The 17,385-nt window shown below is 71.3% G+C and carries 15 protein-coding genes; 9 read left to right on the forward strand and 6 right to left on the reverse strand.

What is annotated here, in order from left to right; translation table 11 throughout:
- Entirely contained in the window at positions 1 to 297 is a 297-nt protein-coding gene (locus ACFKCF_RS58435; RefSeq protein WP_394505776.1) for a hypothetical protein, read from the reverse strand.
- A 209-nt stretch (positions 298 to 506) separates the two neighbouring features.
- Here ACFKCF_RS58435 and ACFKCF_RS58440 point away from each other — a divergent pair, with 209 nt between their 5' ends.
- The 8 genes from ACFKCF_RS58440 to ACFKCF_RS58475 all read left to right on the forward strand — a co-directional run bounded on the left by ACFKCF_RS58440 (position 507) and on the right by ACFKCF_RS58475 (position 9,215).
- Positions 507 to 1,472 carry a sugar-binding transcriptional regulator gene (locus ACFKCF_RS58440; protein ID WP_394505778.1) on the forward strand — a complete coding sequence of 322 codons (966 nt, stop codon included), beginning with the start codon at positions 507 to 509 and terminating at the stop codon, positions 1,470 to 1,472.
- A gap of 135 nt (positions 1,473 to 1,607) precedes the next feature.
- Positions 1,608 to 2,702 carry a sugar ABC transporter substrate-binding protein gene (locus ACFKCF_RS58445; RefSeq protein ID WP_394505780.1) on the forward strand — a complete coding sequence of 365 codons (1,095 nt, stop codon included), beginning with the start codon at positions 1,608 to 1,610 and terminating at the stop codon, positions 2,700 to 2,702.
- Positions 2,702 to 3,463, forward strand: coding sequence for an ATP-binding cassette domain-containing protein (locus tag ACFKCF_RS58450; protein WP_394505782.1), 762 nt, complete (start codon positions 2,702 to 2,704; stop codon positions 3,461 to 3,463). The genes ACFKCF_RS58445 and ACFKCF_RS58450 overlap by 1 nt, the downstream gene beginning before the upstream one ends.
- Positions 3,460 to 4,692: a sugar ABC transporter permease gene (locus ACFKCF_RS58455; RefSeq protein WP_394505784.1), complete on the forward strand. Its 1,233-nt coding sequence runs from the start codon at positions 3,460 to 3,462 to the stop codon at positions 4,690 to 4,692. The genes ACFKCF_RS58450 and ACFKCF_RS58455 overlap by 4 nt, the downstream gene beginning before the upstream one ends.
- Positions 4,692 to 6,179, forward strand: a complete 1,488-nt coding sequence (locus ACFKCF_RS58460; RefSeq protein ID WP_394505785.1) for an FGGY family carbohydrate kinase — start codon at positions 4,692 to 4,694, stop codon at positions 6,177 to 6,179. Before ACFKCF_RS58455 ends, ACFKCF_RS58460 begins: the two co-directional genes overlap by 1 nt.
- Positions 6,176 to 7,600 carry an FGGY-family carbohydrate kinase gene (locus tag ACFKCF_RS58465; RefSeq protein ID WP_394505787.1) on the forward strand — a complete coding sequence of 475 codons (1,425 nt, stop codon included), beginning with the start codon at positions 6,176 to 6,178 and terminating at the stop codon, positions 7,598 to 7,600. Before ACFKCF_RS58460 ends, ACFKCF_RS58465 begins: the two co-directional genes overlap by 4 nt.
- Positions 7,597 to 8,214, forward strand: a complete 618-nt coding sequence (locus tag ACFKCF_RS58470; RefSeq protein WP_394505788.1) for a histidine phosphatase family protein — start codon at positions 7,597 to 7,599, stop codon at positions 8,212 to 8,214. Before ACFKCF_RS58465 ends, ACFKCF_RS58470 begins: the two co-directional genes overlap by 4 nt.
- On the forward strand, positions 8,211 to 9,215 hold the full coding sequence (locus tag ACFKCF_RS58475) for a 2-hydroxyacid dehydrogenase (protein WP_394505790.1): 1,005 nt from the start codon (positions 8,211 to 8,213) through the stop codon (positions 9,213 to 9,215). The genes ACFKCF_RS58470 and ACFKCF_RS58475 overlap by 4 nt, the downstream gene beginning before the upstream one ends.
- Positions 9,216 to 9,248: 33 nt before the next feature.
- Here the strand turns inward: ACFKCF_RS58475 and ACFKCF_RS58480 are convergent, their stop codons facing one another.
- The 5 genes from ACFKCF_RS58480 to ACFKCF_RS58500 form a co-directional block, all read right to left on the reverse strand.
- Positions 9,249 to 10,106 (reverse strand): carbohydrate ABC transporter permease, encoded by an 858-nt coding sequence (locus tag ACFKCF_RS58480; RefSeq protein ID WP_394505792.1) that lies wholly within the window; start codon positions 10,104 to 10,106, stop codon positions 9,249 to 9,251.
- On the reverse strand, positions 10,103 to 10,990 hold the full coding sequence (locus ACFKCF_RS58485; protein ID WP_394505794.1) for a carbohydrate ABC transporter permease: 888 nt from the start codon (positions 10,988 to 10,990) through the stop codon (positions 10,103 to 10,105). Before ACFKCF_RS58485 ends, ACFKCF_RS58480 begins: the two co-directional genes overlap by 4 nt.
- A gap of 48 nt (positions 10,991 to 11,038) precedes the next feature.
- Positions 11,039 to 12,340 carry an ABC transporter substrate-binding protein gene (locus tag ACFKCF_RS58490; RefSeq protein ID WP_394505796.1) on the reverse strand — a complete coding sequence of 434 codons (1,302 nt, stop codon included), beginning with the start codon at positions 12,338 to 12,340 and terminating at the stop codon, positions 11,039 to 11,041.
- A gap of 120 nt (positions 12,341 to 12,460) precedes the next feature.
- Positions 12,461 to 13,234: an AMP-binding protein gene (locus ACFKCF_RS58495; protein WP_394505798.1), complete on the reverse strand. Its 774-nt coding sequence runs from the start codon at positions 13,232 to 13,234 to the stop codon at positions 12,461 to 12,463.
- A gap of 326 nt (positions 13,235 to 13,560) precedes the next feature.
- Positions 13,561 to 16,035, reverse strand: a complete 2,475-nt coding sequence (locus ACFKCF_RS58500; protein ID WP_394505800.1) for an ATP-binding protein — start codon at positions 16,033 to 16,035, stop codon at positions 13,561 to 13,563.
- Positions 16,036 to 16,118: 83 nt separating this feature from the next.
- Here ACFKCF_RS58500 and ACFKCF_RS58505 point away from each other — a divergent pair.
- Positions 16,119 to 17,385: ATP-binding cassette domain-containing protein (locus ACFKCF_RS58505; protein ID WP_394505802.1), on the forward strand; the 1,267-nt coding region annotated here is incomplete at its 3' end.

Here is a 17,385-nt window from a genome sequence, read left to right on the forward strand (position 1 = left end):
TCAGACGACCCGCTCGTCCACGCCCACGGCGCCCACGCCGCTGGTGAAGATGCCGCCGCAGTATCCCCGAGACTCCCCCGACGCGCCCGGCGGGAGCGTCACCCACTCGCCGACGACGTCGGGTGCCCGGCCGCAGACCACCACGGCCCGGAACTTCCAGGTCTGGCCCGTGGGGTTGGTGCAGGACGCGATGCCGAGGTCGTTGTCCTGCGCGTGCACGTAGGTGTCGCAGCGCAGAACCGTGGCCGCCGCCACGGCGGGCGGCGCCATGTTCCCGGCCACCAGACCGACTGCCACCGCGACCAACATCCCTTTGGACATTGCCCCTCCCCTGTCCCCCGTATCACTTTTCGCAGTCGAGCGTAAGCGCAGAGTAGTAGCCCTGTCTGGAGAACGTCACGACGGCTAGCCTTTCCAGCGGAGAACGCGGCAGTGGCCCCCGGGGACATCACCGCCTATAGTCGTTTGCGCATCGGTTCAGCAAAAATGTTCACAGGAGCGCGCGCATGAATGCCGCCGACGTCGCACCCGAGACGCAGGCCAGGTTCCCGCTTGAGCTGATGTACGCGGCGGCCCAGCAGTACTACATGGAGGAGGCCACCCAGGGCGACATCGCCCAGCGGCTCGGCGTCTCCAGGGCGACCGTGAGCCGGCTGCTCACCGAGGCCCGCAAGCAGGGCATCGTCGAGATCAAGGTGCACCGGCCGGCCGCGCTCGAGGACGGCCCGCTGGCCGCCGAGGTGGCACAGGCGCTCGATCTGCAGCGCGTCTACCTGGTCCCCAAGGTCAGCGGCCCCACCCTGGGCCCGTGGCTGGCCCCCGCCGTGACCCGCGCGCTGGCGGCGGTCGGGCTGGAGTCCGGCGACGTCGTGCTCGTCTCCTCCGGCACCACGGTCTACGAGTGCGCCCGCGAGGGGCTCGGCCAGTATCCGGGTGTCACGATCGCGCCCGCGGTGGGCGGCCAGGAGGAGCCGCAGCCCTGGTTCCAGACCAACGAGACCACCCGAATCCTGGCCGAACGCGTCGGCGGCGTGCCCGCCTACCTCTACGCGCCCGCGCTGCCCGGCCCCGAGCTGTTCTACTCGCTGCAGCACGAGCCGTCCGTGCGCCGGGTCATGGACCTGTGGGCGCACGCCAAGTGCGCCCTCGTCGGCGTGGGCTCGGCCCCGCTGATGCGGCAGATGACGCCCGCCCTCATGCCGCGCGACGCCGACAGCCTGCGCCAGGCCGTGGGCGACGTGTGCATGCGCGTCTACGACCGCGACGGCGAGCCCGTCACGTACCCGGGCAGCGAGCGCCTGGTCGCCACGAAGCTTGAGGAGCTGCGCCGCATCCCCACCACGATCGCGGTCGCGGTGGGCGCCGAGAAGGTGCTGTCCATCGTCGCGGGCGCCAAGGGCGGCTACTTCAACCAGCTCGTCACGGATGTTCCGACGGCAGAGGGCCTGGTGGCCGCTGCCCGCCAGCTCTGAACATTTTTGCTGGACAAAGTTTCAGCACCCGCGCTACCGTGAGCCGCACCACAGGATGTGCCTGGTCGTGAGGGCATTGTCCTGTTTCGGGGGCAGTGCGTCATGAATCCCGGTAGCAAGTGAGGAAAGAATCCCGTGAACAGAGCTAAGATGCGGACCTCCGCGTTCGCCGCAGTGGCAGTGCTCGCAGGCTCGGTGCTGGCCGCGTGCGGCTCCGGCTCCGGCTCGACCGGCGGGGACACCAGTGGCGGCGGCAGCGGCGCCGTCCAGAACGCCAAGGTCGCCTTCCTCATGCCCGACCTCGCCTCGACCCGGTACGAGCTGGCGGACAAGCCGCTGTTCGAGGCCAAGATGAAGCAGCTCTGCCCGACCTGCGAGGTCATCTACCAGAACGCCGACTCCGACGCCGCCAAGCAGCAGCAACAGGCCAACTCCGCGCTCGCCCAGGGCGTCAAGGCCATCGTGCTCGACCCGGTCGACTCCGCCGCCGCGGCCACCATCGTCAAGACGGCCCAGTCGCAGCAGGTGGCGGTCATCGCCTACGACCGGCCGATCCCGGCCACGCCCGCCGACTACTACATCTCGTTCGACAACGAGAAGATCGGCGCCATGATCGCCCAGTCCCTGGTCGACCACCTGAAGAAGGAGAACGCCAAGGGCGGGATCCTCCAGGTCAACGGCTCGCCCACGGACGCGGCGGCCGGCCTGATCAAGAAGGGCATCCACAGCGCGGTCGACCCGAGCGGGTTCAAGCTGCTGGCCGAGTACGACACCCCCGACTGGCAGCCGGAGAAGGCCCAGACCTGGGTCAGCGGCCAGATCACGCAGTTCAAGGACCAGATCGTCGGCGTGGTCGCGGCCAACGACGGCACCGGCGGCGGCTCGATCGCCGCGTTCAAGGCCGCGGGCGTGAAGGTGCCGCCGGTCACCGGCAACGACGCCGAGCTGGCCGCCGCCCAGCGCATCATCGCGGGCGACCAGTACAACACGATCTCCAAGCCGATCAAGATCGTGGCCGAGGCCTCCGCGAACGTGGCGTGGGAGTTCATGCAGGGCAAGAAGCCCGCGGGCAAGTCCACGCTCTACAACACCCCGTCGGAGCTGTTCGTGCCCACGGTGGTGACCAAGGAGAACATCAAGGAAGTGCTGTTCGACAGCGGCATCATGAAGGCCGCCGACGCCTGCACCGGTGAATACGCCAAGGGCTGCGCCGAGCTCGGAATCAAGTGATGAACGTCCTCTCTCTGCGCGGGATCAGCAAGACCTTCGGCGCGGTGGCGGCGCTGACCGACATCGACCTCGACGTCGCCGCCGGCCAGGTCGTCGCCGTCGTGGGAGACAACGGCGCGGGCAAGTCGACCCTGGTCAAGATCCTCTCGGGCGTGCACCCGCCGGACGGCGGCACGATCACGTTCGAGGGGAACGAGGTCCACATCCCCACCCCGGCCGCCGCGCACAAGCTCGGCATCGCCACGGTCTTCCAGGACCTCGCGCTCTGCGAGAACCTCAACGTGATCCAGAACCTGTTCCTCGGCCAGGAGATCCGCCCGCTGCGCCTCAACGACGTGGCCATGGAGACCCGCTCGTGGGAGCTGCTGCGCCAGCTCTCCGCGAAGATCCCGAGCGTACGGGTGCCGGTCGCGGCGCTGTCGGGCGGCCAGCGGCAGACGGTGGCCATCGCCAGGTCGCTGCTCGGCGACCCGAAGGTCATCATCCTCGACGAGCCGACCGCCGCGCTGGGCGTGGCACAGACGGCCGAGGTGCTCAACCTGGTCGAGCGGCTGCGCGAGAACGGCCTGGGCGTCATCATGATCAGCCACAACATGGCCGACGTGAAGGCCGTCGCCGACACCGTCGCGGTGCTGCGGCTCGGCCGCAACAACGGCGTGTTCGACGTGGACCAGGTCTCCACCGAGGACATCATCGCCGCCATCACCGGCGCCACCGACAACGTGGTGTCCCGGCGTGCGCAGAGGGGGAATGGCTCATGAGCACAGTGACGACGGACCGGCAGGACGAGCGGCTGCAGGACCGTGACGGCCTGCGGGGCGCGCTCGCCGACGTGGTCGAGCGGGCCCGCGGCGGCGACCTGGGCGTCATCCCCGTCGTGGTCGGGCTCGTGGTCATCTGGACGGTCCTGCAGGTCCTGAACCCGATCTTCCTGTCCAGCGCGAACCTGGTGAACCTCACCCTGGAGTCCGCCGCCGTCGGCATCATCTCGCTCGGCATCGTCTGCGTGCTGCTGGTGGGCCAGATCGACCTGTCCGTCGGCTCGGTCAGCGGGCTGTCGGGAGCGGTGCTCGCGGTGCTGTTCGTGGGCCAGGGGCTGCCGGTCTGGCTGGCCATCGCCGCTGCGGTGATCATGGGCGCGGTCATCGGCTGGCTGTACGGGCAGCTGTTCAACCGGTTCGGGGTGCCGAGCTTCGTGATCACGCTGGCCGGCCTGCTCGCCTTCCTCGGGCTCCAGCTGTACGTGCTGGGCACCAAGGGGTCGATCAACCTGCCCTTCGACTCGGGCCTGGTGAACTTCGCGCAGCTCGACTTCGTGCCGGCCTGGCTGTCGTACACGTTCGCGGTCGTCGCGGCCGTCTGGCTGTTCGTCACCGGCTACCTGCACGCCCAGGAGCGGCGCAAGGCCGGGCTGTCGGCCCGGAGCGTGTCCACGCTGGCCGTCAGGAGCGTGGCGCTGCTGGTCGTGCTGGCCTTCGTGGTCTGGTACCTGGGCCAGACGCGCGGCGTGGGCTGGATGTTCGTCTTCTTCGTGGGACTCGTGCTGATCATGCACTACCTGCTGTCGCGGACGAAGTGGGGCCGGGCCGTCTACGCCGTCGGCGGCAACGTGGAGGCCGCCCGCCGGGCCGGCATCAACGTCAGGGCCGTCTACACCTCGGTGTTCGTGCTCTGCTCGACGTTCGCCGCGGTCGGCGGCATCCTGGCCGCGGCCAGGCTCGCGGCGGCCAACCAGTCCAGCGGTGGCGGCGACGTCAACCTCAACGCCATCGCGGCGGCCGTGATCGGCGGGACGAGCCTGTTCGGCGGGCGCGGCACCGCGTTCGGCGCGCTGCTCGGGATCATCGTCATCCAGTCCATTTCCAGCGGTCTGACCCTGCTCAACCTCGACTCGTCGATCAGGTTCGTGGTCACCGGCGCGGTCCTGCTGCTCGCCGTGATCGTCGACTCCGTGTCGCGCCGGTCGAGGACCTCCCACGGCAGGGCCTGATGGCGATCATCTGCGTGGACGCGGGCACCACGGTCATCAAGGCGGTCGGATACGACGCCGAGGGCGCGGAGGCGTTCGTCGCCCGGCGGGAGACCGTGGTCTCCAGGCCCCTGCCCGGCCACGCCGAGCAGGACATGAACGCCGTCTGGGACGCGGTCGCCGCCACCGTGCGCGAGGTCGCCGCCCAGGTGGGCCCGACTGGCGACAGGGTCGATTTCGTGGCCGTGACGGCCCAGGGCGACGGCTGCTGGCTGGTCGGCCCCGACGGCGAGCCGACCGGGCCCGCGATCCTCTGGAACGACGCCAGGGCGGCCTCGGCCGTGGACGCCTGGACCCGGTCCGGGACGGCGGCCGAGGCGTTCCGGCTCAACGGCTCGTCGGCCGCCTCCGGGCTGCCGCACGCGATCCTGACCTGGCTGCGCACGAACGACCCTGAGCGGCTGGAGCGGTCGAGCGCCATGCTCACCTGCGGCGGCTGGATCTTCGCGCGGATGACCGGGGAGCTGGTGGCCGACGAGTCCGACGCCTCCGCGCCGTTCATGGACCTGCGGGCGCGGGCCTACTCTCCCTCGCTGCTGAGCCTGTTCGGGACGGAGTGGGCGGAGCGGCTGCTGCCTCCGATCCGCTCCGGCCACGTCGCCGAGCTGTCCCGGGACGCGGCCTCCGCGGTGGGGCTGCCCGCTGGGACGCCGGTCGTGATGGCCCCGTACGACATCGCCGCCACGGCGCTGGGCGCGGGCGCGGTGCGGGCCGGGCAGGCGTGCGGCATCCTCGGCACCACGCTCTGCACCGAGGTCATCGTCGACTCGGCCGATCTGGAGGGCGAGCCGATCGGGATCACGATCGCGCTGACCGGCGGCTACCTGCGGGCCTTCCCCACGTTCGCGGGCACCGAGGTGGTGCAGTGGACGTGCCGCATGATGGGGCTGAGCGGGCCGGCCGAGCTGGGCGACCTGGCCCTGCTGAGCGAGCCGGGCGCGCGCGGGCTGACATTCCTGCCGTACATGTCGCCCGCCGGTGAGCGGGCGCCGTTCTCCGACCCGCTGGCCAGGGGGTCGCTGCTGGGCATGTCGTTCGAGCACCGCCGCGAGGACATGGCGCGGGCAGTGCTCGAAGGACTGACAATGGTCATCCGCGACTGCCTGGCCGCCACCCGTGCGGCGCCGACGGAGCTGCGCGTGTGCGGCGGCGGCTCGAACAGCACCGTCTGGCTCCAGCTGATCGCCGACATCACGGGGCTGCCCGTGCGCCGCCCGGCGGACGCCGAGGTGGGCGCTCGGGGCGCGTACCTGGTGGGACTGGCCGCCACCGGCGCCGCTCCGTCCATCGCCACGGCGGCCTCGCAGCATGTACGGATGCGCGACGCGCTCGAGCCCAGGCCCGCCAACCAGGCGTTGTACAGCCGGCTGTTCGACGACTTCCTGGCTCTGCGCCAGGCGAACGCGGTCTCCTGGCCGCTGCTGGCCGAGATGAGGGGCCGTACATGAGCGTTTGGGTAGGCATCGATCTCGGGACCCAGAGCGTGCGGGCGATGGCCGTCGCCGGGGACGGGCAGGTGCTCGGCACGGCGAGCCGGCCGCTGACCAGTCACCGCGACGGGCCCCGCCACGAGCAGGACCCCGAGCAGTGGTGGCGCGAGCTGGCCGCCGCCACCCGCGAGGCGCTGCGCGACGTGCCGCCCGAGCAGGTCGCGGGCGTGGCCGTGGCCGCCACGTCTGGAACGATCCTGCTCACCGGCCCTGACGGCCGGGCGCTGACGCCCGCGCTCATGTACGACGACCGGCGCGCGGACGCCACGCGCGCCAACGAGGCCGGCGCCCGCGTGTGGGAGCGGCTCGGCTACCGGCGCATGCAGCCCAACTGGGCGCTGCCCAAGCTCCTGTGGCTGCTCCAGGACGCCCCCGCCGGGGCGCGGCTCGCGCACCAGAACGACTTCGTCAACCGGCGCCTCGTCGGCCACGAGGTGGCCACCGACCTCAGCAACGCGCTCAAGACCGGCGTGGACCTCATCGAGGAGCGCTGGCCGTCCGAGGTGCTGGACGCCCTGGACGTGCCCGCGGACATGCTCCCCGAGGTCGTACGGCCCGGCGCCCGCCTGGGCGTGGTCTGCGCGGCCGCCGCCGAGGAGACCGGCATCCCCGCGGGCACGCCCGTGATCGCCGGGACCACCGACGGGTGCGCGGCCCAGCTCGGCGCGGGCGCCACCCGGGTCGGCAGCTGGAACTCGGTGCTGGGCACGACGCTGGTGCTCAAGGGCGTGACGAAGGAGCTGATCCACGACCCGCTCGGCGTCGTCTACTCGCACCGCGCGCCGGACGGCTCGTGGCTGCCGGGCGGCGCGTCCAGCACCGGCGCCGGCGTGCTCTCCCGCGACCTGCCCGGCCGCGACCTCGACGCGCTGAGCGCCCAGGCCGCCGACCGCCCGGGACCGCCCGCGAGCGTCACGTACCCGCTGGTCTCGCGGGGCGAGCGCTTCCCGTTCGACGCCCCCGGCGCCGAGGGGTTCACGCTCGGCAGCCCGGCCGACGACGTCGAACGCTACGCGGCGATCCTGCTCGGCGCGGCCTTCGTCGAGCGCCTCTGCTTCGACTACCTCGACCTTCTCGGCGCCCCCGTGGACGGCGAGATCATCCTGACCGGCGGCGCCACCCGCAGCGCGTACTGGACCCGGCTCAGGGCGGACGTCCTGGGACGTCCCGTGACGCTGCGGGAGAACGCCGAGCCCGCCCTGGGCATGGCCGTCCTGGCGGGCGGCGACCCCGAACGGATGATCAGGACCCGCGCCGTCGTCGACCCGTCGGGAGCCGACCTCACGGAGCCCTACCTGCGCTTCGTCACCGAGCTGGAAGGGCGCGGCTGGCTCGACCCGGCCCCCGCCCGGCACGCACGCGAGAGGACCGCCCGATGACCGACCTCGTCCTGGTCCGCCACGGCGAGACCGTCTGGCACGCCGAGAACCGCTACGCGGGGGTCAGCGACATCGAGCTGACCCCGCGCGGCCAGGCCCAGGCCGCCCAGCTGGCCGAATGGGCCGGTCAGGCGGCTCTGGCGGCCGTGTGGGCCTCCACGCTCAGCCGGGCCCGGATCACCGCCGCGGCCGGCGCCGACAAGGCGGGGGTGGAGCTCCGTACCGACCCGAGGCTGCGCGAGCTGGACTTCGGCGAGGGCGAGGGCCTGACCTCGGCCGAGATGGCGGCCCGCTTCCCCGAGGCACGCGCCGCGTTCGAGTCCGACCCGGCCGCGCACCCGCTGCCCGGCGGCGAGGACCCGCACCTGGCCGCCGACCGGTTCGTGGCCGCCCTCGACGACATCGCCGCCGCCCATCCCGGCGGGCGCGTGCTGGTGGTCGCGCACACGACCGCCATCAGGCTCGCCCTGTGCCGCCTGATCGGGGTGCCGCTCGGCGAGTACCGGCGGCTGTTCCCGCGCCTGGACAACTGTGCCCTGACCGAGCTGCGCCTGCGTACCGGGCGGCGGGCCGCGATGCTGCAGTACAACTCCCCGATTGGAGCCGTTCGTTGACCATCCGAGTGCTTGCCGCGGGCGACCACTTCGTCCAGAACCGCCTGCTCATCGACGCGCTCAGGCGTGAGGTCCCCGGCGAGTTGGACATCAGCGAGCTCACGCTGCCGTGGCCGGTCGAGCCGTTCGGCCGGGTGGGCGAGGTGGACGAGGCCTCGGACGTGGAGGACGAGCTGATCGAGGCGCTACGCGGCGTCGAGGTCTGCGTGACCCAGATGGCTCCTTTGACCAAGCGTGTCCTGGACGCCTCTCCCGACCTGCGGCTGTTCTGCGTGAGCCGGGGCGGTCCCGTCAACGCCAACCTGGAGGCGGCCACGGCGGCGGGCGTGGCGGTGACGTTCGCGCCCGGCCGCAACGCGGTGGCCACCGCCGAGCACACCCTGGCCATGCTGCTGGCCGCCACCCGCAGGATCCCCCAGACGCACGCGGATCTGGCGGGGGGTGTGTGGCGGGGCGACTACTACATGTACGACAACGTCGGCCCCGAGCTGGACGGCAACACGGTCGGCCTGGTCGGCTACGGCGCCATCGGCCGCCGCGTGGCCCGCATGCTCGAAGGCTTCGGCGCGGAGGTCCTGGTCTACGACCCGTACGTGGACGTGCCCGGCCGGGTGGAGCTGGACGAGCTGCTCCGGCGCTCCCACTTCGTCTCCCTGCACGCCCGCGCCACCCCCGAGACCAACGGCATGATCGGCGCGGCCGAGATCGCCTCCATGCCGCGCGGCTCGGTCCTGGTCAACTGCGCCAGGGGCGCGCTGGTCGACTACGACGCCGTGTGCGACGCCCTGGAGTCGGGCCACCTGTTCGGGGCCGCCATGGACGTCTTTCCTGAGGAGCCCATCCCCGCCGGCTCGCGCCTGCTCACGACCCCGAACCTGATCATGACTCCGCACCTGGCCGGAGCCAGCAAGCAGACGGCCGTGAAGGCGGCCTCGATCGTGGCCGCCGACGTGGCCCGCTACGTGCGCGGCGAGCCCCTGTCCCACGTGGCCACCGCCTGACACCCCCCGCCCCGCCGAGAGCGGTGACGGGGGCTACCCCTTGAGCGCTCCCGCCATCAGCCCGCGCATGAAGAACCTGCCCAGCAGGACGTAGATCAGCATCGTCGGGATCGACGACAGGATGGCCGCCGCCATCTGCTGGCTGTACGGGGTGGCCTGCGCACCGGCGATGTTGTTCAGCATCACGGTGGTGGGCCAGCTCGTCGGCCCCGTCAGGAAGACGGCGAACAGGAAGTCGTTCCAGAGCGAGGTGAACTGCCAGATGACGACCACCGCGATCGCGGGCGCCGACACCGGCAGCACCACCGACCAGTACGCCCTCAGCATGCCCGCCCCGTCCACCCGGGAGGCCTCGATCAGCTCGTCGGGGATCGTGACGTAGTAGTTGCGGAAGATCAGCGTGCAGATCGGGATCCCGTACACGACGTGGGCCAGCACCAGCCCGGGGATGCCGCCGTAGAAGACGCCCTGCAGCCCGGTCAGCTCGTTCAGCCCCACGAGCAGCTGCACCAGCGGGATCATGACTCCCTGGTACGGGATGAACATGCCGAACAGGAACAGCGTGAACAGCACGTCCGCCCCGGGGAAGCGCCACTTGGACAGCACGTAGCCGTTCATGGAGCCGAGCGCGCACGACAGCAGCGAGCCCGGCACGGCCAGCAGCACGCTGTTCCACAGGCCCGGGGCCAGCTTCTCCCAGGCCACCTGCCACGCCTCGGTCGTCCACGTCCGCGGCAGGTTCCACGCCTGGCCGGGATCGGCCTCGGTGAGCGGCTTGAAGCTGGTGACGAGCAGCACGTAGATGGGGATCAGGAAGATCACCACAAAGAGGATCAGCAGCCCGAACCGCACCCACGGGAAGACCGCCCGGCGCGTGACCACCGCCGTCATGAGCGCCTCTCCTTACGCACGGACCAGACCAGGTACGGGATCACGAAGACCGCCACGCTCAGCACGATGTACGAGGCGATCGTGGCGCCCTTGGCCGGATCGTGCGAGTCGAACACCGCCACCCACATGAACACCGCGGGCACGTCCGTGATGATCTGCTTTCCCGACACCGCCACGATCAGGTCGAACACCTTGAGCGAGATGTGCCCCAGGATGATCAGCGCGGACAGGGTGACCGGCCGCAGCAGGGGCAGCACCACGTGCCGGTAGACGCCCCACTCCGTGCAGCCGTCCACCCGCGCGGCCTCCCGCAGCTCCTCGGGCACGCCGCGGAAGCCCGCCAAGAACAACGCCATGACATATCCAGACATCTGCCAGATTGCGGGGATCGCCATCGCGGCCATCCCCCAGTCCGGATCCCTGAACCACTGCCACTGTGGCAGCCCGATCCAGTCGAACAGCCGGTTCAGGCCGACCGCCCGCTCCCCCGTCCCCGAGTTCATCAGCCACCGCCACACGATGCCGGTCGCGACGAACGAGATGGCCATCGGGAACAGGTAGATCGCCCGGAACGTCCCCTCGCCCCTGATCCCCTTCTCCATGAGGAACGCCAGCAGCCACCCGAGCAGGAGCGCGCCCAGCACGAACACGATCGTGAAGACGATCGCGTGGTTCACCGAGAGGTGCCACCGCGGCTGGTCCCAGATGTCGATGAAGTTCCGCAGCCCCACGAACTTCCCCTCGGACACCTCATCGTGCTTGTCGGTCATGGCCAGCCGGAAGTTCCAACCGAGCATGCCGTACACGAAGACGCCGATCAGGATGATCGACGGCGTGACGAGGAGGAATCCGGGCAGCCACGTGCGTGCCCGCCTCACAAGCATTCCCTCCCACGGGCGCGGCGGGCGCCGGGTGACGCCCGCCGCACCTCGCTACTGAGCGTTGGACTTGGCCGCGTCGGCGAGCCCCTGCTGCAGGGCCTTGACGTCCTTGCTGCCGATGAACAGGCCGACCGACTCGGTGATCGCCGCCAGCCACGGCTGGTTGACCGAGACGCCGTGCTGGATCGACCCGGCGAGCTTGTTGCTCGACCAGTCCTTCAGCGCGTCGGCCAGGTAGTCGGTGTAGAGGGCCTGGTCGGCGTCCTTGCGGGCGGGGATGGAGCCCTTCTTGGGGTTGAAGGCGTCCTGGCCCTCCTTGCCGGCCGCGACCTTCAGCCAGGCGACGGCGCCGTCACGGTTCTTCGCGCCCTTGGGGAGGGTGAAGCTGTCGGACAGCCACATGTACGTGCCCTCGGTCCCGGGAGCCGGCGCCCAGTCGAAGTCCGTCTTCGACGTCTTGCCCAGGCCGCCCTCCGGCGGGTTGTGGAAGTAGCCGTACGCCCAGTCGCCCATGATGTTGAACGCGGCCTCGCCGTCGGCGACCTGCTTGGCGGCCGGCTGCCAGTCGTCCTGCGGGTCGCCCGCGTACGACATGATCTTGGCGAAGCTCTCGAGCGCCTTGGTCACCTGCGGGCTGTTCCAGTCGGCGCCCGGCTTGAACAGCGCGTTGTAGGCGTCGGTGCCCATCGAGCCGAGCAGCACGTTCTCCATCAGGTGGGTGACGGTCCACTCGGAGCCGATCGACAGCGGGATCTTGCCCTTGGCCTTGACCTTCTCCAGGGCCGCGATGAACTCGTCGATCGTCTTGGGCGCGGCGGCCACGCCGGCGTCCTTGAGCACCGCCGGGTTGAACCACAGCACGTTGGAGCGGTGGATGTTCACCGGCACCGAGTAGATCTTGCCGTCGACGCTGATCTGCTCGACGAGCTGCGGGGGGAAGACGTCCTTCAGCTTCAGCTCGTCATAGAGGAAGGTCAGGTCCTCCAGGTTGCCGGCCTTGATGTAGCCCTGCAGTTCGGCGCCCGCGTGTCCCTGGAAGGTGTCGGGCGGGGTGTTGGCCTGGAGCTTCGACTGGAGCAGCGCCTTGGCCTTGTCACCGGAGCCGCCCGCCACGGCGGCGTCGAAGAATGTGTAGTTCGGATTCTGCTGCTCGAAGATCTTCTTCATCGCCTGGAGGCCGTCGGCCTCACCGGGGCCGGTCCACCAGGAGAAGACCTCAACCTGTTTCTTCTCCCCGCCGCCGCCACTCGCCGCCGGCGACTGGGACGTCTGTCCCCCTCCGCCGCCACCGCAGGCCACCAGGCTCAACGCGCTCACGATCGAGATCGAGACGGTCGCTAACCACCGTCGCATCGCACACCATCCCTTCGAAGCCCCCGAAGTTGGTGATTTGACAACGTTGTCAACCAACGGCCATCTACCCACTTCCCGCCGCGCGGCGTCAAGGGATGGGCGGATAACAGCTCCGCATACTCAGCGGACGCGCTCGAGCCCGCCCTCGGGGTTGGTCACCACCGTGACGCTGAAGTCGTAGCTCGTGCCGGGTGGATCGATGCCGCCCGCGGCCACCACCAGCGCGCCCTTGGACACGCCCAGGCCGACCAGGGCGACCAGGTCGCACCGGCCGTCGGGCGGCCACGTGGTCAGCACGACGTCGGACTCGGCCAGGCCCACGGACAGGTCGAGCTCCGCCATCCTGGACAGCAGGCCGGCGTGGGACATCCGGCGGCCGTCCGCCGTCAGCAGCGCGTCCTGGCGCTTGGCGTCGAGCGCGGGCAGCGGGGTGGGCTCCAGCGTGAGCAGGCCGCGGAAGTCGATCGTGTCGAGCGCCGTACCCAGCGAGACGACCTGGCGCACCCGCGACTCGTCGGCCGCCCGCACCGCCGTCTCCGCCAGGTCAGGAGTGGTGATCAAGGTGCGCGCGTCGCACTCCCGCAGCCACGCGGCCATCTCCCCGGCCCCGAGCGCGGGGTCGATCGGCGCCGCCACGCCTCCCGCCGCGAGCACGGTGTGCACGGCCAGCGTCTGCGCGCCGGCCGTCGAGACGTGCACGCCCACCACCTGGTCGCGCCGCGCGCCCCTGCGTACGAGCCCCGAGGCCGCCCTGGTCACCTCGGTCACCAGCCTGCGGTAGCCGTAGACGTGGCCGCCGCGCAGATCGACGAGCGCCGGCCGCTCCCCGCGCTCGTACGCCCGGCGGAACACCTCGTGGATCACGGTCCCGGTGGTCGAGGCGGCAGGCTTCATGACCGCCAACGTACGGCCGCCGGGCATGCACAGCATCCACCGATGTATGTAGGCAGATGTGCATTCCCGCGGGCGGGCCCGAGCCCTGCGCGACTCGAGCCCGCTGCCACGCGCCCGGAACCGGACCTCCACCCCTCCGAGGAGGCCCAGCTCCGCGCGGACGCGTGACGTCCCCGAGGGACCGGCCGCACCGCCAAGGGTGGAAGGCGGTGCGGCCGATCACACTTAGCAACGGTAGGTGTGCAGACGGGTGCCGCACATGCGCTGACATGGCCATTCGACGATGTAAACCGGCAGGCTCCGGGATGTGTAGAGAGGTACGCGGATCAGCGGCTCTCGATCACCCATGCGGCAATCTGTGTACGTGTGGAGAAGCCCAGCTTGGACAGGATGTTGGCCACGTGGCGGGCGGCGGTCGCCGGGCTGATGACCAGTTCGTCGGCGATGGCCCGGTTGCTGAGCCCTCTGGCGATCAGCTCGGCGATCTCGCGCTCCCTGGCCGTGAGCCTGCTGTCCTGGTTGACCGGCAGGACCGGCTCGGCGGGGCGTTCGGGCAGCGCGCCGTCCAGGGCGCACGCCACGGCCTGCTCGGCGGTCATCCCCGCGCCCTCGGCCCACAACATGCCGACCACGGCCTCGCCCAGCCCGATCCGCGCGGGTCGCAGGACGTCCTCCGTACGCGCGTCCGGCTGGCGGCTGCGCAGCGCCACCGAGGCGGCGGCCAGCAGGACCGCGCGCCGGTGGTCGCCCTCGGCGGAGACCAGGACCGCCCACTCCTCCAGCCGCCTGGCGATGCCGGCGCGCAGCCCCGCGTCGCGGCTGAGCACCAGCGCCTCGGTGAACCTGGCCCTGGCCTCCACCAGGTCGCCCTGGTCGAGCGCCACCTTGCCGAGCCCGGCCAGGCAGCTCACGATCTGCTGCCTGGCGTCCACGTGCCGCAGCAGGCTCAGCCCTGCCTCGTAGTGCCGCTTGGCCGTCGCGAGGTCTCCCGAGCGCCTGGCGACCTGGGCGAGCCCGATGTGGGCGAAGGACTGGCCGACGTGGTTGTCGAGCCCCTCGTTGATCGCCAGCACCTCCTCGAAACCGCGCTGCGCCTCCCGCAGCCGGCCGTGGTGCAGGCCGAACTGCGCCCGGGTGCCCTGGGCCAGCGACTCCAGGATGAGGTCGCCGGAGCGCCTGGCCAGCTCCAGCGCGCGGGCCAGGGTGTCGGGCCTGCCGGTGAGCTGGGCCAGCACGATCGTGCCGACGGCCTCGCCGTATGCGTCGTCGGCGGCCCTGCACAGATCGAGTCCGGCGCGGGTGCACCACGTGGCCAGTTCGAGGTCGCCGGCCGCCAGCGCCAGCTCGCCGCGCAGGATCGTGGCCTGGCCGCGCAGCGCCGGCCGCACCTGCGGGACGTCGAGGGCCAGCAGCCGGTCGAGCCGCTCGGCCATGTCGAGCTTCCTGCCGCTGCCGACCAGCAGGTAGCGCAGGTCGGTCAGCAGGCCCAGCGCGGTCTCCGGCAGGCCGATGGCGATCGACCAGTCGCAGGCCGAGCCGACCTCGACCTTGAGCGCGTCGAACAGGTTCACGTACCGCTCGATCACCGGCCACGACGTGCGCGCTCCCGGCGCGATCGCCTCCTTGAACCCGCTCGCCATCGCGGCCAGCGCCGTCAGGTGCCTGCGCCGCAGCTCCGTCTCCTCGCCGGACTCGGCGAGTTGCTCCAGCGCGTAGTCCCGTACGGTCTCCAGCAGCCGGTAGCGCGCCTGACCGGCGATCTCCCCGTCGAGCGCGACCAGCGACTTGTCCACCAGATCGCACAGCCTGAGCAGCACGTCCTCCTCGGGCAGCCCGGGCCCCGAGCAGACCGCCTCGGCCAGGTCGAGCGTCCACGAGGAGCGGAAAGCCGCCGTGCGGCGCAGCAGCAGCCGTTCCTGCGGGGAGAGCAGCCGGTAGCTCCAGTCCACCGCGGCCCGAAGCGTGCGGTGCCGGGCCGGAGCCGTGCGCGCGCCGCCCGCCAGCAGCCTGAACCGGTCGTCCAGCCGCTCGACGAGCTGGCGGACGGACAGGACCCGCACCATGGCGGCGGCCAGCTCGATCGCCAGCGGCAGGCCGTCGAGCGCCTGGCACAGCTCCGTGACCAGCGGCCGGGTCTCGTCGGTCAGCTCGAAGTCGGGTCGGGCGGCGGTGGCCCTGGCCACGAACAGCCGCACGGCCTCGCTCTCCTCCCCGCCCGACGACCCGCCCATCGACCCACCCGCCGGCTTGTCCACCGACCCGCCCGACGACCCGCCCATCGACCCACCCGCCGGCTTGTCCACCGACCCGCCTGACGGCCCGCCCGCCGGCGCGTCCACGGACAGGGGCGGCACCCGCCACACGGTCTCGCCGGGCACGCGCAGCGGCTCCCTGCTGGTGGCCAGCACGGTGAGTCCGGGACAGGCCCCGAGCAGGTCACGGCACAGCTCCGCGCACTCCCCGATCACCGGCTCGCAGTTGTCGAGCACCAGGAGCGCGCGCCGGCCCGCGATCGACTCGGCGAGGTCGCCCGCGATGCCGAGCGCGGCGGCGACGTACCCTCTCAGCTCGCCCTTCTCCAGGTCGGCCAGCTCGATCAGCCACACGCCACCCGGGTGGTCGGGGCCGATTCTGGCCGCGAGCCGCAGCGCCAGCCGGGTCTTCCCGATGCCCCCTGCGCCGCAGAGGGTCACGGCCCGGGAGACGCGCATCAGATGGACGAGCTCATCGAGATCGGACTCCCGGCCCACGAACGCGTTCGGCTCGGCCGGCAGGTCGCTGAAGTCGGCGAATCGCAGCATCACTGTGAGTGTGTCACCAACTACGCCACGCGCCCAGACATAATCGGTGGAGATCTGTCAGTGCCCGTGGGCACACTCGAGTCATGGCCGATGAGCCGCTCGAACTCGGTGAGATCTCCTTCTCCGACTGGCACGCCCATCAGGACAAGCTGGCGGAGGTCGGGTTCCTGACCATCGCCAGGCGGCTGCCGTCGCTGGTGGCACAGGCGATGCGCATGGCCTGGCGGGCCGGCCCGCGCGACACCCCCGCCACGATCACGCTCAACCTGCTCGGTGGCGTCTTCCCGGCCTTCGGCCTGCTGGCGACCACCGGCGTGCTGACGGCCCTGTTCAGCGAGGGCCCCACCCCCGATCGCGTGGTGGCCGCGCTGCCCAGCCTCGTCCTGGTCGGGGTGGCCGCGACGCTCCGCACCGGCGTGCAGGCCGGCGCGGGCTGGGCGCAGGCCCGCCTCGACCCCCAGGTGAGCCGGCTGACGGAGGAGCGCCTGTACGGGCTGACCAGCCGGGTGGAGCTCGTGGCCTACGACGACCCCGAGTTCCACGACGCGTTGCAGCGGGCCAGACTACGCGGCGTGGCCATGGCCGACTCGGTGGTGACCTCGGCCATCGACGTGGTCACGGCCGCGGTCGGCATCGCCGCCGTGGCCGGCGTCCTGGGCGTGCTCCATCCGGTGCTGCTCCCGCTCCTCCTGCTGGCGGTGCTGCCCGACGCCTGGGCGGCGGTCCGCAGCGCGAAGATGCGCTACACGACCCTCTACGCCCTCATCCCCGCCAACCGCCGCAAGTGGATCATCGCGGAGCTGCTGGCCAACCGCGAGCCGGCGGCGGAGGTGCGCTCGTTCACCATGCGCGGCTTCCTGCTGCGCATGTACGACGCCGTGGCCAGGGCCGAGCAGGAGGTCCTGCTCAAGCTCGCCCGGCGCCAGACCTTCGCCCGCCTGGTCGGCGAGGCCCTCGGCGGCCTCGGCTCCGCCCTCGTCTACGTCGCCCTCGGCGTGCTCCTGGCCCTGGCGGCGATCCCGCTGGCGGTGGCCGGCACCGCGGTCCTGGCGATCAGGTCCGCCCAGTCGTCGCTGTCCAACCTGATGTACGCCACCAACCGCCTCTACGAAGAGGGCCTGTACTTCACCGACTTCCTGGAGTTCTGCGCCGACGCCGAACGCCGCGTCCCCACCGCGCGCGAGGCGTCGGTGCCCGAGAGCTTCGAACGCGTCACGGCCACCGACATCACCTTCACCTACCCCGGCGCCGAAGAGCCCGCCCTGCGCGAGGTCTCCATCGAGATCAAACGCGGCGAGGTCATCGCCTTCGTCGGCGAGAACGGCTCCGGCAAGACCACCCTCGCCAAGA

Origin of the sequence: Nonomuraea sp. JJY05 (assembly GCF_043496855.1) — a bacterium.
Taxonomy (GTDB): Bacteria; Actinomycetota; Actinomycetes; order Streptosporangiales; family Streptosporangiaceae; genus Nonomuraea.

What these genes read in the sequence shown, in the direction of transcription:
- ACFKCF_RS58470 (WP_394505788.1), top strand. Translation starts at nt 7,597, where the DNA reads ATGACCGACCTCGTCCTGGTCCGCCACGGCGAGACCGTCTGGCACGCC.
- ACFKCF_RS58480 (WP_394505792.1), bottom strand. Translation starts at nt 10,106, where the DNA reads ATGACGGCGGTGGTCACGCGCCGGGCGGTCTTCCCGTGGGTGCGGTTC.
- ACFKCF_RS58490 (WP_394505796.1), bottom strand. Translation starts at nt 12,340, where the DNA reads ATGCGACGGTGGTTAGCGACCGTCTCGATCTCGATCGTGAGCGCGTTG.
- ACFKCF_RS58485 (WP_394505794.1), bottom strand. Translation starts at nt 10,990, where the DNA reads ATGCTTGTGAGGCGGGCACGCACGTGGCTGCCCGGATTCCTCCTCGTC.
- ACFKCF_RS58495 (WP_394505798.1), bottom strand. Translation starts at nt 13,234, where the DNA reads ATGAAGCCTGCCGCCTCGACCACCGGGACCGTGATCCACGAGGTGTTC.
- ACFKCF_RS58465 (WP_394505787.1), top strand. Translation starts at nt 6,176, where the DNA reads ATGAGCGTTTGGGTAGGCATCGATCTCGGGACCCAGAGCGTGCGGGCG.
- ACFKCF_RS58500 (WP_394505800.1), bottom strand. Translation starts at nt 16,035, where the DNA reads ATGCTGCGATTCGCCGACTTCAGCGACCTGCCGGCCGAGCCGAACGCG.
- ACFKCF_RS58460 (WP_394505785.1), top strand. Translation starts at nt 4,692, where the DNA reads ATGGCGATCATCTGCGTGGACGCGGGCACCACGGTCATCAAGGCGGTC.
- ACFKCF_RS58450 (WP_394505782.1), top strand. Translation starts at nt 2,702, where the DNA reads ATGAACGTCCTCTCTCTGCGCGGGATCAGCAAGACCTTCGGCGCGGTG.
- ACFKCF_RS58440 (WP_394505778.1), top strand. Translation starts at nt 507, where the DNA reads ATGAATGCCGCCGACGTCGCACCCGAGACGCAGGCCAGGTTCCCGCTT.
- ACFKCF_RS58455 (WP_394505784.1), top strand. Translation starts at nt 3,460, where the DNA reads ATGAGCACAGTGACGACGGACCGGCAGGACGAGCGGCTGCAGGACCGT.